Source organism: Burkholderia sp. LK4 (genome assembly GCF_001043615.1).
In the GTDB taxonomy this organism is placed as follows: Bacteria; Pseudomonadota; Gammaproteobacteria; order Burkholderiales; family Burkholderiaceae; genus Burkholderia; species Burkholderia cepacia.
In genome coordinates this window covers 204,150-217,602 of the sequence record NZ_LDUL01000016.1, presented here as the reverse complement: position 1 = coordinate 217,602, position 13,453 = coordinate 204,150, and the positions used below count along the sequence as shown (strand labels likewise).

The window sequence follows — 13,453 nt, the reverse complement described above, 5'->3', positions numbered from 1 at the left end:
CTCAAGTCTGAGTGCTACAACGGGCATCGTTTCGCTTGCGTGGAGCAATTGCGCGACACGCTGGACCACTACATCCACTACTACAACCACGAACGCATCAAGCTCAAATTGAAAGGGCTGAGTCCCGTGCAATACCGAACTCAGCCCTTGGGTACCTAGCGTTTAACCGTCCAACTTTGCGGGGTCAGTTCAGCGGGCTGCGCTTTTTCGTTGGCGACGCGGCGTGCAACTCGCGCCGCGTTGCCGGTTCACGAGCAGAACTTCGCGAGCAGCCCGAGTTGCGCGTTGCGGATCGTCTTGCCGGCGCGGCGCCGGCGGTAGTGGCCGTCGCTGTGCATCTGCCATGCCGACTGGTTGTCGCCAAGGCACACCGACAGGCCTTCGGCGATCACGCGCCGCTTGAGCTTGCGATCGCGGATCGGGAACGCGACTTCGACGCGGCGGAACAGGTTGCGGTCCATCCAGTCGGCGCTCGACAGATAGACGTCCTCGGCACCGTTCGCGTGGAAATAGTAGATCCGGTGGTGCTCGAGGAAGCGGCCGACGATCGAGCGCACGGTGATGTTTTCCGACAGCCCCGGCACGCCGGGCTTCAGCGCGCAGACGCCGCGCACGATCAGGTCGACCTTGACGCCGGCCTGCGACGCTTCGTACAGCGCCGCGATCACCGTCGGTTCCAGCAACGCGTTCATCTTCGCGACGACGCGCGCGCGCTTGCCGGCACGCGCATTGTCGATCTCCGCGCGGATCGAGTCGATGATGCGCGGATGCAGCGTGAACGGCGACTGCCACAGCTCGTGCAGCGTGAGTTCGCCGCCGATGCCGGTCAGTTGCTGGAACACGTGATGGACGTCCTCGCAGATCTTCTGGTCGGCCGTCATCAGCCCGAAGTCGGTGTAGAGGCGTGCCGTGCGCGGGTGGTAGTTGCCGGTGCCGAGGTGCACGTAGCGACGCAGCGACGCCTTGCCGCCCTGCACGACGCGCCGCACGATCAGCATCATCTTCGCGTGGCACTTGTGGCCGACCACGCCGTACACGACGTGCGCGCCGACGGCCTCGAGCTGCGACGCCCAGTTGATGTTGGTTTCCTCGTCGAAGCGCGCGAGCAGTTCGACGACGACGGTCACTTCCTTGCCGTTGCGCGCGGCTTCCATCAGCGCGTCCATCAGCGGCGAATCGGTGCCGGTGCGGTAGATCGTCTGCTTGATCGCGACGACGCTCGGGTCCTTCGCGGCCTGCTGCAGCAGTTCGAGCACCGGCTGGAAGCTCTCGTACGGGTGGTGCAGCAGGATGTCGCCGTTGTCGATCGCGTCGAACATCGTCGGCGCGTTCGTGATCGCGGCGGGCGTCGACGCGGTGAACGGCGTGAACTTCAGGTCGGGGCGGTCGACGAGATCGGGAATCTGCATCAGCCGCACGAGGTTCACCGATCCGGCCACGCGATAGCAATCCTTGTCGCCGAGCTCGCTTTCGTCGAGCAGGCGTCGCACGATGTGCGGCGGCGTGTCGGCCGACACCTCGAGGCGCACCGCGTTGCCGAGGTGGCGCGCGGGGAGTTCGCCCTGCAGCGCGACGCGCAGATTCGTGATCTCGTCTTCGTCGACGAACAGTTCGCTGTTGCGCGTGATACGGAACTGGTTGCAGCTCTTCACGACGAGTTGCGGGAAGAGTTCGCCGACGAAGCGCTGCATGAACGAGCTCAGCAGCACGAAGCCGTGCTCGAAGCCCGACAGCGCGTGCGGCATGCGTACGACGCGCGGCAGCGCGCGCGGCGCCTGCACGATGCCCATCACGGCCTGGCGGCCGAATGCGTCGCGGCCTTCGAGCTCGACGACGAAGTTCAGGCTCTTGTTCAGCACGCGCGGGAACGGGTGGGCGGGATCGAGGCCGATCGGCGTCAGCACGGGCAGCAGCTCGTCGAGGAAGTAGTGCCGCGCCCATTCGAGCTGCTCGTCGTTCCAGGTGTCGCTCGCATGGAAGTAGATGCCTTCCTGCTCGAGCGCGGGCAGCACGGTTTCGTGCAACATCGTGTACTGTCGATGGACGAGCCGCTGCGCGCGTTCGACCACGAGATCGTAAGCATGTTGTAACGACATCCCGTCGGGCGTCAGGGCGCCGGGGTTGTCGCGGATCTGCTCCTGAAGGCCGGCCATGCGGACTTCGAAGAATTCGTCGAGGTTGCTGCTGGTGATGCAGATGAAGCGGAGGCGCTCGAGCAACGGGACTTGCGGATCGGCTGCCTGGGCCAGCACGCGCTCGTTGAAACCGAGGATGCCGAGTTCACGATTGAGAAGCGGATAACGGACGGACATCGGCAGAGTTGGGGGTGATTCAGGCGATGATTCGAAAGGACGCTCGGAAACTCTCACGGTACGATGACGTGCTGATGACAGTGATGTATTTATATCGGGAAATTCTACGCTTTAATCGTTTCGTCCCATAAATGTTTCGACGATATGCAAACGAGCGGTATGCATGCCCGTGAAGCGTGGCAACGGCAAGCGTTCCACGCTTAAAATGTCGCCTTTGATTGATCGCCCACGGCTGTCGCACCGGCCGCCGCGAGCGAACGCGCACGGAGCCCCTTCTGATGGTTACAACCCCCCACTTGCTGGCTGCCGTGGATCTCGGCTCGAACAGCTTCCGGCTGATCGTCGGACGTGTCGAGGAAACGCCGGCGGGCAGCCAGATCTATCCCGTTGATGCGCTGCGCGAGCCCGTCCGGCTGGCCGCGGGCCTGTCGAGCGACAAGATGCTCGATCGCGCGTCGCAGGAGCGCGGCTGGGAGGCGCTCAAGCGGTTCGGCGAGCGCCTGCGCGATTTCCATCCCGATCATGTGCGCGCGGTGGCCACCAACACGCTGCGCGTCGCGAAGAACGCGGGCGAGTTTCTCGGCGAGGCGGAAGCGGCGCTCGGTTTCCCGATCGAAGTGATTGCAGGCCGTGAAGAAGCGCGCCTGATCTACGCGGGCGCCGCGCACTCGGTGCCGGCGAGCGCCGGCAAGCGGCTCGTCGTCGACATCGGCGGCGGCTCCACCGAATTCATCATCGGCTCGCACTACACGCCGATCGTGATGGAGAGCCTCTATATCGGCTGCGTGAGCCACAGCCGCGCCTTCTTCCCCGCCGGCAACGTCGACGAATACACGATGCGGCAGGCCGAACTCGCGGCCAAGCGCGAGATCCAGATCATTTCGAGCGAGTACAAGAAGGCCGGCTGGGACCAGGCGATCGGCTCGTCCGGCACCGCGCGCGCGCTCGCGGAACTCGTCGAGGCGAACGGCTTCAACGATCCGGGCATCACGCACGGCATTTCGCGCGGCGGCCTCGAGCGCCTGAAGCGTGCGCTGATCAAGTCGGAGAACGTCAACCGGCTGAAGCTGATCGCGCTGAAGCCCGACCGCGTGCCGGTGCTCGCGGGCGGCCTCGCGATCATGCTCGCGGTGTTCGAGGAGCTTGGCGTCGACTACGTCGATACGACCGACGGCGCGCTGCGCCTCGGGGTGCTGTACGACCTGCTCGGCCGGACGCAGCACGAGGACATGCGCGCGGTGACCGTCGAGGGCTTTACGCGCCGCTACGGTGTCGATCGTGCGCAGGCCGAGCGGATCGGCGCGCTGGCGGGGCGTTTCTACGACGAACTCGAGGAAGCCGACGACGAAGCGCGCGAGGAAGGACGGATGTTCCTCGGCTGGGCGGCCGCGTTGCACGAGATCGGCCTGTCGATCTCGCATAGCGCGTATCACAAGCATTCGGCCTATATCGCGAGCAACGCGGACATGCCGGGTTTTTCGCGCACCGACCAGGCGCGGCTCGCCGCGCTCGTGCTCGGACATGCGGGCAAGCTCGGCAAGCTGTCGCAGGCACGCGAAGTCGAGTGGCCGCTGCTGTTCTGCCTGCGGCTCGCGGCGCTGCTGTGCCGGCGCCGAACCGACGCGGGGCTGCCCGACATTTCCGTCTCGCAGATGAAGAAGGGCGGGTATGAAGTGCGCCTGCCGAGCGCGTGGGTCGAGCAGAACCCGCTGACCGACTACAGCCTCAGCCAGGAGGCGGCGGAATGGGAGAAGGTCGGAATCCCGTATCGCGTGGTGTATACGGGCGCGTAAAAGGCCGACAGCGGGGCAGGGCCGGGCGGCAGGTTGCCCGCCCTCGGGATTGGCGCATGAGCGTCCTGACGGTCGCTTAGTCCGACGAGCAGACGATCGCGGTCAGGAACGGAAACGCCTGCCTGACGGTCGCGTCGCTGCCGGCCTTGCGCACGGCTTCCTCCACCGCGCTTTTCGTGCCGCGCACCACGACGCCATAGGCCCAGTCGCCGATCGGCGTGCCGTCGCCGGTGCGGAAGATCGGGTCGTTCGCCTGGTAGCCGAGCACGACGTAGACGCCGAAGCCGTATGCGGTCAGCGAGTGGCTCGTGCGGAATGCGTTGACCGAGTTCGATTCGACGTGCATCGGCTCCGACTGGATATCGCCGGCGGCGAGCAGCGGCGCGACGAACTTGTGCCCGGTCGAGTGGCAGTCGAGCGCGTCGTCGAGTGCCTTGGCCGATGCGGTGCCGGCAGTCGCAAGCGCGAGCAGCGATGCGCACAGGGCGGTCTTGAGAATGTTGTTTGTCATGCGCGGATGCAGGTTGTCCACGCGCATTATCGCGTGTTCCCGGAAGTGTCGTATCCGGGTTGCGGCAGCGAGGCCGGCCACCTCGTTCGATTCGTGACCTTTGCAAGCGTGACCGACGATGAAAGCGTCCGGACTTGCCGCGAATGCCCGGGCATCGCATGAATCCGTGCGTCGCCGCTCAACGGCTTATCGCGTTCCCGTACCGTCCGGTGAGCACGAACCGTGCGCCGAACAGCGGCAGGACCAGAAAGCCGAGGCCTGCCGGCAATCCCCACAGCACACCGCCCCATATCGCGAGGAACGTGGCGGCCCGGGCCGTTTCCGCAGGCGCGGCAGGGTCGTACGCGACCTGCACGACGGTTCCGGGCGGGCCGTCCATGCCGCCGTTCTGCACGAACTCGATGCGCTGGCCCAGGGCTGTTTCGAAGCGTATGGTCGGGTGTCCGCTCGACTTGACGACTACACCGGGCGCTCGAGAGGCATGCGAAAGGAAGACCGTCGTCCGGTAGGCCTGCACGACGCAGAAAGCGAGTACGGCGGCGCCGATGATCATGGCGATGACGGTCGCGATATTCATCGCCGGTTTTGCCGGGCGATCAGTCGAGGAGGCTGTCATGCGAGGTTCGGATGGTGTCGGGGGTGGCAAGTGGGTTCATTCACGCGTGGTACGCATTGCGGAGGTAACCCGAGCTGCCGTCGTCGGTGCCGGTGAGCTGGGCCGAGATTTCCTGTCTCTCGCGGGACCAGGAAGCCGCCCAACTGCGGAAGCCGAAGCGGTCGGCGGACGAAGCCCGCTCGTCGCCGCCGAAATGGCGCTTCACGAAGGCCGACAACCGCGACACGGCTTCGTCGAAGGGTAGGTCCGTTTCGAGCATCCACATCTCGTACGTTTTCCGTTCATCCTCGACGAACTCGACAGCCAGATTCCCGATGGTGCCGAGGCCTTCGGGCAGTTGCAGGGACGACAGGGATGTCGGCATGGTTGACGAAACTCCGGTCTGGCAATGGGGCGCTGATAATGGTACCGCTACGGGGTCGAGTTGGCCCTGTTGATGCGCCGGTTTGTTCCTGGAAAAGGTGATTCGTGCGAGCGTACCGAAGTGGATAACCCGCGAAGCTGCACCTCGATGAGTCGATTGGCGACGCAACTGACCGGTAAAGGTCGATTGAGAGCGCTTGCCGTCGGTCTTTTATCGGTGGCGACAGCGACGTTCGGCGCGACGCCGGGAATCGACGAGGCCGGTGTCCTGCGTCAGGTGCTTTCCTGTCCGCTGGCGGACGGGAGCCGCATTGCGCTCGAGGCCCGCTCGCATGGGGCGGACGGCGATGCACTGTTCGTGCGGCGGGGGTACAAGACCGGGCGTGCGTTCCTTGACATGCCGGAGACCGATTTCGTGGGCAGGATTGCGTTGTCGAGGTGCGTCGGCAGGACCCTCGTCTTCGTACTGAACTACGGATCGCCTTACCTGAAGGGCGTCGCGATCCGGCTGAATCCGGTCACGCATGTCGAAGAGCGGATCTATTTCGCGGAGAAGGCGCTTCCGCGGTGGCTGTATTCGGGGCGTCGGGCGATGTGGGTGATCATCCCCAACGAAGGCGGCGAGACGGACGGGAAGTATCTGGTTTATCGATATTCCGGATCGAAAGGGCGGCCATCGGAAAGCACGCCCGCCGATCGACTGCCGGTCGCGACGCGTGATCTCGTACGGATCGAGTGACTACGTGGCGCGAAATGCGGCGGTTGCCCGGGATCTTTCACGGGCCAGAAATGGAAAAGGGGTTACAACACTAGGTGTTGTAACCCCTTGATTCCGGTGGTCGGAGCGAAAGGATTCGAACCTTCGACCCTCTGATCCCAAATCAGATGCGCTACCAGGCTGCGCTACGCTCCGACGAGCCAAAGATTCTATCTTTGAATGGCTGATCCGGTCAATCCCTATATGCGGGTAAATGCCGCGGCGGCGAACGAGCCGCAATTTGCGACAATTCGCACGGTAATCGGCCGGCCCGCACGCATGGGCGCGGGGCCGCTCGCCGAAGCAAGGAGAACATCATGATGAACCTGATCCTGTGGCGCCACGCCGAAGCCGAAGACTACGCGACGAGCGATCTCGCGCGGCAGTTGACCGTCCGCGGCCGCAAGGACGCACAGGCGATGGCCAAGTGGCTGCGTGGCCGGCTCGAGACGAACACCGTGATCCTCGCGAGCCCGGCGGCCCGCACCGTGCAGACCGTCGAGGCGCTGACCGGCCAGTACCGGACGGTCGATGCGCTCGCGCCAGGCGGCAGCGTCGACGACGTGCTGGCGGCGGCCGGCTGGCCGGACGGCATCGCGCCGACGGTCGTGATCGTCGGCCACCAGCCGACGCTCGGCAGTGTCGCCGCGCAACTGATCGCCGGCGGCGACGACAGCTGGAGCGTCAAGAAGGGCGGAATCGTGTGGCTCGCGAGCCGCACGCGCGACGGCAGCCGGCAGGCCGTGCTGCGGGCGGTATTGACGCCCGACCTGGTGTGAGGCCCGCCTGAAGCGCTTTGAAGGGTTTCGTCATACGGTTTCGCAAGCTTTCTGCTAAAGTCAATTCGGCGACACGTCATTGAAAGGACACGGTCGTGCCACATAACGGTCACGGCCGATTACTACATTGGCGGGCATGTCGTCCTATTCCTTACGATCAGGAAAGCCTAATGCGAGAACTGCCGACGCCTACGCTCCCTTTTGCCTCGCTGCCCCTCGACACGTCGCGGCGCCTCCTGCCGCGTGCTGCTGAAACCGTCACATCGGAGTATCGCCTGCGCGCCGCGTGGGCGCGTACGGAAGACGAATTGCGCGAAGCCCAGCGCCTGCGTTACAGCGTGTTCGCCGAAGAGATGGGCGCGCAGGTCAGCGGCCCCTCCGGTCTCGACGTCGATCCGTTCGATGCGTACTGCGACCACCTGCTGGTTCGCGATCTCGACACCCTGAAGGTCGTCGGCACGTATCGCGTGCTGCCGCCGCACCAGGCGGCGCGCGTCGGCCGCCTGTACGCCGAAGGCGAATTCGACCTGTCGCGCCTCACGCACCTGCGCGGCAAGATGGTCGAGGTCGGCCGCTCGTGCGTGCACAGCGACTACCGCAGCGGCGCCGTCATCATGGCGCTGTGGGGCGGTCTCGGCACGTACATGATGCAGAACGGCTACGAGACGATGCTCGGCTGCGCGAGCGTGTCGATGGCCGACGGCGGTCACTATGCGGCGAACCTGTATCAGTCGCTGTCGGCAGGTTCGCTGACGGCGCCCGAGTATCGTGCGTTCCCGCATACGGCCCTGCCGGTCGACGAATTGCAGACGGGCACCGTCGTGGCACCGCCGCCGCTGATCAAGGGTTACCTGCGTCTCGGCGCGAAGATCTGCGGTGCGCCGGCCTGGGATCCCGACTTCAACTGCGCGGATTTCCTGACGCTGTTCCGTCTGTCCGACATCAACGCGCGCTATGCCCGCCACTTCCTGGGCTGAGCCGTCTGAACCGCGTCGCGCCCGCCTGCTGGTTCGGGCGCGTGCATGCGAACGCCGTCGCGCGGCATGAGCCGCGCGACGGCGTTCGTCCATCTGATCAACGGGTGTGAATCGGGCCCCGTTAATTTCGGCGATACGCGATCACCGGCGTGCCGTGGGACGGCACGTTCGGGAACGGCCCGGGGGCGGGCCGGACGGCAGCGGCGCGCTTAGTGCTTGCGCCGCCAGTCGAGCAGGTGGTGTTCGGCCATCCAGTGATGGACGATCCCTTCGCCGCCATGGCTGCGCTTGTATTCGCGCGACTCGAAGAACGACAGGGCGACGAACACCATCAGGCCGATGAACAGGCCGATCAGGCCGGCAATTTCCTCAGACGACATGGCAGCCTCCTTTCCACGGCACAGCGCCATGCGTACATAGTAGGACATGCGCGGCGCGACTCCGAAGCAGGATTTCCGCTAGACTCGGCGCGGTCCCGGCGTGCGATGGGCGCGCCGATTTCCGGAGCCCTACCCGATGACCCGTTTCATGCTGGCCGTGCTGGCCGCAGCTTTTCTCGCCGCCTGTACCAGCGATCCTCATCAGGCCCGTCGCGGCCACCCGCCGGAAGATCCGGCCGACTATCACGGCGTGCCGACCGACATGACGCCGCCGACGATGCTCGATGCGCCGCCGCCCAAACCCGTGCAGTAACGGCTGTTCAAGGCGGCTCAGGGGCGCTTCGGGCCGCCCAGGGCCGGTTCGGCGTGCCGTCAGGCGCGGGCCGCGGGTGTATCGGTGCCGATGCGCCGGAACAGCCCCGGCAGGTAGCGCGCCAGCGTCGCGCCGCGCGCGGCCATGAACAGCAGCAGCGCGAACCAGAGGCCGTGATTGCCGAAGGTGCCGACGGCGGCGAGTGTGGCGACAACGAAGATCGACAGCGACGCGACCATTGCGCGCATCAGCGATTGTGTCTGCGTGGCACCGATGAAGACGCCGTCGAGCAGGAAGCCCCAGACCGACACGATCGGCGAAATCGCGGCCCACGGCAGGTAGCGCAGCGCAACCTCGCGGATCTCGGCCTGGTCGGTCAGGCGCGCGACGATCCAGCTGCCGGCGGCCCAGTACACCAGCGCGAACAGCAGCGCGCCGAGCGCCGACCAGAGCAGGGTGACGCGCACGGCCTGCCGGAAGGCACTGCGGTCGCGTGCGCCGGCCGCCGCGCCGACGAGTGCCTCGGCCGCATGCGCGAAGCCGTCGAGGCCGTACGCCATGAACGTCTGGAAATTCAGCAGCAGCGCGTTTGCCGCGAGCGTCGCATCGCCCTGTTTCGCACCGAGGTGTGCGAACCAGCCGAATGCGCCGAGCAGGCACAGCGTGCGCAGGAAGATGTCGCGATTGAGCGCGATCAGCCGCTTGAGTGCGACGCGGTCGGCGAGTGCACGTACCGCGATCGGCGCAAGGCCGCGCGGCCGCAGCCGCCACAGCATCCAGGCGCCGAGCGCGAAGCCGCATGCGTCTGCCGTGGCCGTCGCGGCGCCGATGCCGGCAATGCCCCAGCCGAAGCCATACACGTAGAGCAGCACGGCGCCGATGTTGACCGCATTGATGAACACCTGCGCGACGAGCGCGAGCCGCACGCGCTGCACACCGAGCAGGTAGCCGAGCACGACGTAGTTCGCGAGCGCGAACGGTGCGCTCCAGATCCGCGCGTGGCTGTAGGACAGCGCCGTCGCGCGGACGGCATCGCTGCCGCCGAGCGCCGACAGCGCAAACGACAGCAGCGGCACCTGCAGCGCCAGCACCGCGGCGCCGAGCGCGAACGCGACGATCAACGCGCGCAGCACGTTCAGGCGAATCCCGGCGGCGTCGCCGGCACCGTGCGCCTGCGCGACGAGACCGGTCGTCCCCATTCGCAGGAAGCCGAATCCCCAGAACACGAAATTGAAGAACAGCCCGCCGAGCGCGACGCCGCCGAGATACTGCGTGCCGTCGAGGTGGCCGGCGACGGCCGTGTCGACGGCGCCGAGGATCGGCTGGGTCAGGTTCGCCAGGACGATCGGAAACGCGAGCGCGAGGACGCGCCGGTGCGTGACGGTGGCCGAGCCCGTGCCGGCCCCGTGCGGTAACGCGGATTCGGACATGGCGGACGCGTCAGGCGCGTTCCTGCACGCAGACCCACGGCGAGACGACGACTGCCCACAGCTCCGGGTTGCGCGCCGCGTAATCGGCGGCGGTTTCGGCCGGCATGCGCGCGACGAGGCCCGCGGACAGCCAGCGCGTGACCTGTTCGGCGTCATCGTCGGCAACCGCCTCCGCGACGCTGACGAGATCGAGGTCGCGCGCAACGGACAGCAGCTTGCCCTGCGCGAAGAAGCGTTCGAGATCGCACCAGTCGATCTTGGCGGTTTCGCCGAGGAGTTTGGCGTAGAGCGGGCTGTGCGACGCGCCCGCGGCGGCGTGGTGATCAGAGGACATCGTTTTCTTGGAAAGACTGCGTGGTGGCGCCACTATAAACCATCCGGCCGGGCGGGCGGCGCGGGTGGCGGCCCGCTTATGCGTCGCGCAGCGCGCGGCGCACGATCTTGCCGGTCGCGGTCATCGGCAGGCTGTCGACGAATGCGATCGCACGCGGATACTCGTGGGCGGCGAGGCGTGTGCGCACGTGCGCCTGCAGTGCCTGAACGAGCGCATCGTCGCCGGCGTGACCGGGATTCAGCACGACGAACGCCTTGACGATCTCGGTGCGCGTCGCGTCGGGCACGCCGACGACGGCCGCCATCCGCACCGCCGGATGCGTGAGCAGGCAGTCCTCGATCGGGCCCGGGCCGATCCGGTAGCCGGCGCTCGTGATCACGTCGTCGTCGCGGCCGACGAAGCGGACGAAACCGTCGGCGTCGATCATGCCTGTATCGCCGGTGAGCAGGTAGTCGCCCGCGAACTTGTCGCGGGTCGCGTCGGCGTTGCGCCAGTATTCGAGGAACATCACCGGATCGGGGCGTCGCACCGCGATGCGCCCTTCGACGCCGGGCGGCAGCGGCGTGCCGTCCGCGTCGACGATCGCGACCGCATGGCCGGGCACTGCCTTGCCGATTGCACCGGGCTGCGCATCGAACAGCGCCGCGCACGACGACAGCACCATGTTGCACTCGGTTTGCCCGTAGAACTCGTTGATCGTCACGCCGAGCGCGTCACGCCCCCAGGCCGTCAGTTCCGTGCCGAGCGTCTCCCCGCCGCTCGCGACCGATTTCAGCGACAGCGCGTAGCGTTCGCGCGGTGCCTGGACGGTGCGCATCAGCTTCAGCGCGGTGGGCGGCAGGAACGCGTGGGTGACGCCGTGCCGGGCCATCAGCGCGAACGCGGCGTCGCCGTCGAATTTCTCGAAGCGGCGGGCGAGCACGGGCACGCCGTGATGCCACGACGGCAGCAGCACGTCGAGCAGGCCGCCGATCCATGCCCAGTCGGCGGGTGTCCAGAACAGGCGCGCGTCGCGCGGGAAGCACTGCTGCGACATCTCGACGCCCGGCAGGTGGCCCGGCAATACGCGATGTGCATGCAGCGCGCCTTTCGGCTTGCCCGTCGTGCCGGACGTATAGATGATGAGCGCCGGATCGTCGGCGGCCGTATCGGCCGGCACGAAGTCGGGTGTCTCGGCGGCGAGCGCCGCGTCGTAGCGCAGCACGCCGGGAGAGTCGGGCGCATCGTCGCCGATGCAGTAGATGGTGTGCAGTGCCGGCAGCTGCGCGCGCAGCGATGCGATTTTCGCGTAGCCGGCCGCGTCGGTAACGAGCGCGGCCGCCTCGCTGTTCGCGAGCCGGTATTCGAGCGCGTCGACGCCGAACAACGTGAAGAGCGGCACCGCGATGGCGCCGAGCTTGTACGCGGCGAGGTGCGCGATGGCCGTTTCGGGGCCCTGCGCGAGAAAGATGCCGATGCGGTCGCCGCGCCGCAGGCCGGCGCGCACGAAGCTGTTCGCGAGCCGGTTAGAGGCATTCCTCAGGTCGTCGAACGTGATGCGGGACACGTCGCCTTGCGCCGTTTCGTGGATCAGCGCGAGGCGTCCGCTGCCGTCCGCCCATTTGTCGCAGACGTCCACGCCGATGTTGTAGCGGGCCGGAACGTCCCACGCGAAGCGGGAGAGCAGGTCGTCGTAGCGGTCGGTGGCGGGCAGCATCGCAGTGTCTCCTGGGTGGCGGCGTGGTGTCGGGCGAACGGATTACATCAGGGTTTCACGCAGGGGAATCCACAATGACGCCTGAGGGTAGGGAATCCTCGCACTCGTCCAATTGCTGCGGCTCAGTGCACGATTCCGCAATGACGCATAAGATCACCTAAAAATCAGTGTGTGACCATGGATTTGCTTCTGATAGCTGCGGGGTTCAGCCTGATCGGAATCGGCGTGCTGGTAGCGTTCGCCTGTCGCGTCGATCCGTTGTCCGGCCGTTTCACCGGACGTCTGCGCAAGCGCTGACATCACCTTTCCCGATTTTCACCGCGACGACACGCGATGCGTGCCGGCATCGCGTGTCGTCCGTCGGGCGCTCAGCGCGCCGGCAGGTAGCGCGACGGGTCGATCGACCGGCCGCCGTAGCGCAATTCGAAATGCAGCGCGACGCGATCGCTGTCGCTGTTGCCCATCTCGGCGATCGATTGCCCCTGCGTGACCGACTGGCCTTCCTTCACCAGCAGCGCACGGTTGTGTGCGTAGGCGGTCAGGTAGTCGGCGTTGTGCTTGAGGATGATCAGGTTGCCGTAGCCACGCAGCCCGTTACCCGCATAGACCACCACACCCGGCGCGGCCGCGAGCACCGGCGTGCCCGGCGAGTTCGCAATGTCGATCCCCTTCGATTTCGAGCCGTCGAACGTGCGGACCACGTTGCCGGCTGCCGGCCAGATCAGCGCGATGCTCGTGGCCGGCTTGACGGCCGATTCAACCGGTGCGGAAGGCGCGGGGCGGGCCCGGCCGGCACTGCCGGTGCCGGTGGTCGACGGTGTCGATGCGGTGGTCGTGCCGGGCGGCGGCGCGACGCGCAGCACCTGGCCGACTTCGATCGCGTCGGGGTTCGTCATCTGGTTCCAGCGCACGATGTTCGACACCGACGTGCGGTTGTCGCGCGCGATCTTGTAGAGCGTATCGCCGCGCTCGACGCGATAGAACCCGGGGCCGACGGGCGCGGAGCCGCACGCGACGAGCAGGGCGGCGCAGGCGGCTGCGAAGAGTCGCTTCGTTGTTGTTCCGAACATTGAACCTCGCAAGACCCTGCCGCTTGTGACGCGGCAGGCAACACAAAACGTCCGATTTTAACGGGTTCGACCCGCGCACCGCAGTTTGTGCCGTTGCCGGGGCCGTCGGGCGCCGGTTCGGC

The 13,453-nt window shown here is 66.6% G+C and carries 15 protein-coding genes and 1 tRNA gene; 6 read left to right on the top strand and 10 right to left on the bottom strand.

Annotated elements, in window-relative coordinates:
• Nucleotides 1-159: IS3 family transposase (locus tag VK92_RS39720; protein WP_048025795.1), on the top strand; the 159-nt coding region annotated here is incomplete at its 5' end.
• Between the two features lie 89 nt (nt 160-248).
• Here the strand turns inward: VK92_RS39720 and ppk1 are convergent.
• Nucleotides 249-2,312, bottom strand: coding sequence for a polyphosphate kinase 1 (ppk1, locus tag VK92_RS09500; protein WP_021157273.1), 2,064 nt, complete (start codon nt 2,310-2,312; stop codon nt 249-251).
• Between the two features lie 278 nt (nt 2,313-2,590).
• On the opposite strand from ppk1, the gene ppx reads away from it, so the two are divergent.
• Complete coding sequence (ppx, locus tag VK92_RS09495) at nt 2,591-4,105, top strand: exopolyphosphatase (protein WP_027787866.1); 1,515 nt, start codon at nt 2,591-2,593, stop codon at nt 4,103-4,105.
• A 76-nt stretch (nt 4,106-4,181) separates the two neighbouring features.
• Here ppx and VK92_RS09490 read toward each other — a convergent pair whose 3' ends face one another.
• From VK92_RS09490 to VK92_RS09480, 3 genes are all read right to left on the bottom strand, one after another.
• The gene (locus VK92_RS09490; RefSeq protein ID WP_027787865.1) at nt 4,182-4,616 is read right to left on the bottom strand and encodes a hypothetical protein; all 435 of its coding nucleotides are present in this window, start codon (nt 4,614-4,616) and stop codon (nt 4,182-4,184) included.
• Between the two features lie 178 nt (nt 4,617-4,794).
• On the bottom strand, nt 4,795-5,232 hold the full coding sequence (locus VK92_RS09485) for a DUF3592 domain-containing protein (protein ID WP_081052724.1): 438 nt from the start codon (nt 5,230-5,232) through the stop codon (nt 4,795-4,797).
• A gap of 40 nt (nt 5,233-5,272) precedes the next feature.
• The gene (locus tag VK92_RS09480) at nt 5,273-5,596 is read right to left on the bottom strand and encodes a hypothetical protein (RefSeq protein ID WP_048025796.1); all 324 of its coding nucleotides are present in this window, start codon (nt 5,594-5,596) and stop codon (nt 5,273-5,275) included.
• 156 nt (nt 5,597-5,752) lie between these two features.
• Between VK92_RS09480 and VK92_RS09475 the strand changes: the two genes are divergently transcribed.
• Nucleotides 5,753-6,334: a hypothetical protein gene (locus VK92_RS09475; protein ID WP_230965865.1), complete on the top strand. Its 582-nt coding sequence runs from the start codon at nt 5,753-5,755 to the stop codon at nt 6,332-6,334.
• Nucleotides 6,335-6,431: 97 nt separating this feature from the next.
• Here the strand turns inward: VK92_RS09475 and VK92_RS09470 are convergent.
• Nucleotides 6,432-6,508, bottom strand: a tRNA-Pro gene (locus VK92_RS09470).
• A 161-nt stretch (nt 6,509-6,669) separates the two neighbouring features.
• On the opposite strand from VK92_RS09470, the gene sixA reads away from it, so the two are divergent.
• Nucleotides 6,670-7,131 carry a phosphohistidine phosphatase SixA gene (gene sixA, locus VK92_RS09465; protein ID WP_048025798.1) on the top strand — a complete coding sequence of 154 codons (462 nt, stop codon included), beginning with the start codon at nt 6,670-6,672 and terminating at the stop codon, nt 7,129-7,131.
• Nucleotides 7,132-7,301: 170 nt separating this feature from the next.
• Nucleotides 7,302-8,108 carry a GNAT family N-acetyltransferase gene (locus tag VK92_RS09460; RefSeq protein ID WP_021157266.1) on the top strand — a complete coding sequence of 269 codons (807 nt, stop codon included), beginning with the start codon at nt 7,302-7,304 and terminating at the stop codon, nt 8,106-8,108.
• A gap of 209 nt (nt 8,109-8,317) precedes the next feature.
• On the opposite strand, the gene VK92_RS42410 is transcribed toward VK92_RS09460, so the two are convergent.
• The gene (locus VK92_RS42410; RefSeq protein ID WP_021157265.1) at nt 8,318-8,488 is read right to left on the bottom strand and encodes a hypothetical protein; all 171 of its coding nucleotides are present in this window, start codon (nt 8,486-8,488) and stop codon (nt 8,318-8,320) included.
• A 136-nt stretch (nt 8,489-8,624) separates the two neighbouring features.
• Here VK92_RS42410 and VK92_RS42405 point away from each other — a divergent pair, with 136 nt between their 5' ends.
• Nucleotides 8,625-8,801, top strand: a complete 177-nt coding sequence (locus VK92_RS42405; RefSeq protein ID WP_021157264.1) for a hypothetical protein — start codon at nt 8,625-8,627, stop codon at nt 8,799-8,801.
• 59 nt (nt 8,802-8,860) lie between these two features.
• On the opposite strand, the gene VK92_RS09455 is transcribed toward VK92_RS42405, so the two are convergent.
• The 4 genes from VK92_RS09455 to VK92_RS09440 form a co-directional block, all read right to left on the bottom strand.
• Complete coding sequence (locus VK92_RS09455; protein ID WP_048025799.1) at nt 8,861-10,231, bottom strand: MATE family efflux transporter; 1,371 nt, start codon at nt 10,229-10,231, stop codon at nt 8,861-8,863.
• A gap of 10 nt (nt 10,232-10,241) precedes the next feature.
• The gene (locus VK92_RS09450; protein ID WP_027787860.1) at nt 10,242-10,565 is read right to left on the bottom strand and encodes a DUF2288 domain-containing protein; all 324 of its coding nucleotides are present in this window, start codon (nt 10,563-10,565) and stop codon (nt 10,242-10,244) included.
• A gap of 76 nt (nt 10,566-10,641) precedes the next feature.
• Nucleotides 10,642-12,261, bottom strand: a complete 1,620-nt coding sequence (locus tag VK92_RS09445; RefSeq protein WP_048025801.1) for an acyl-CoA synthetase — start codon at nt 12,259-12,261, stop codon at nt 10,642-10,644.
• A 368-nt stretch (nt 12,262-12,629) separates the two neighbouring features.
• On the bottom strand, nt 12,630-13,331 hold the full coding sequence (locus VK92_RS09440; RefSeq protein WP_048025802.1) for a peptidoglycan DD-metalloendopeptidase family protein: 702 nt from the start codon (nt 13,329-13,331) through the stop codon (nt 12,630-12,632).
• Nucleotides 13,332-13,453 lie beyond the last annotated feature (122 nt).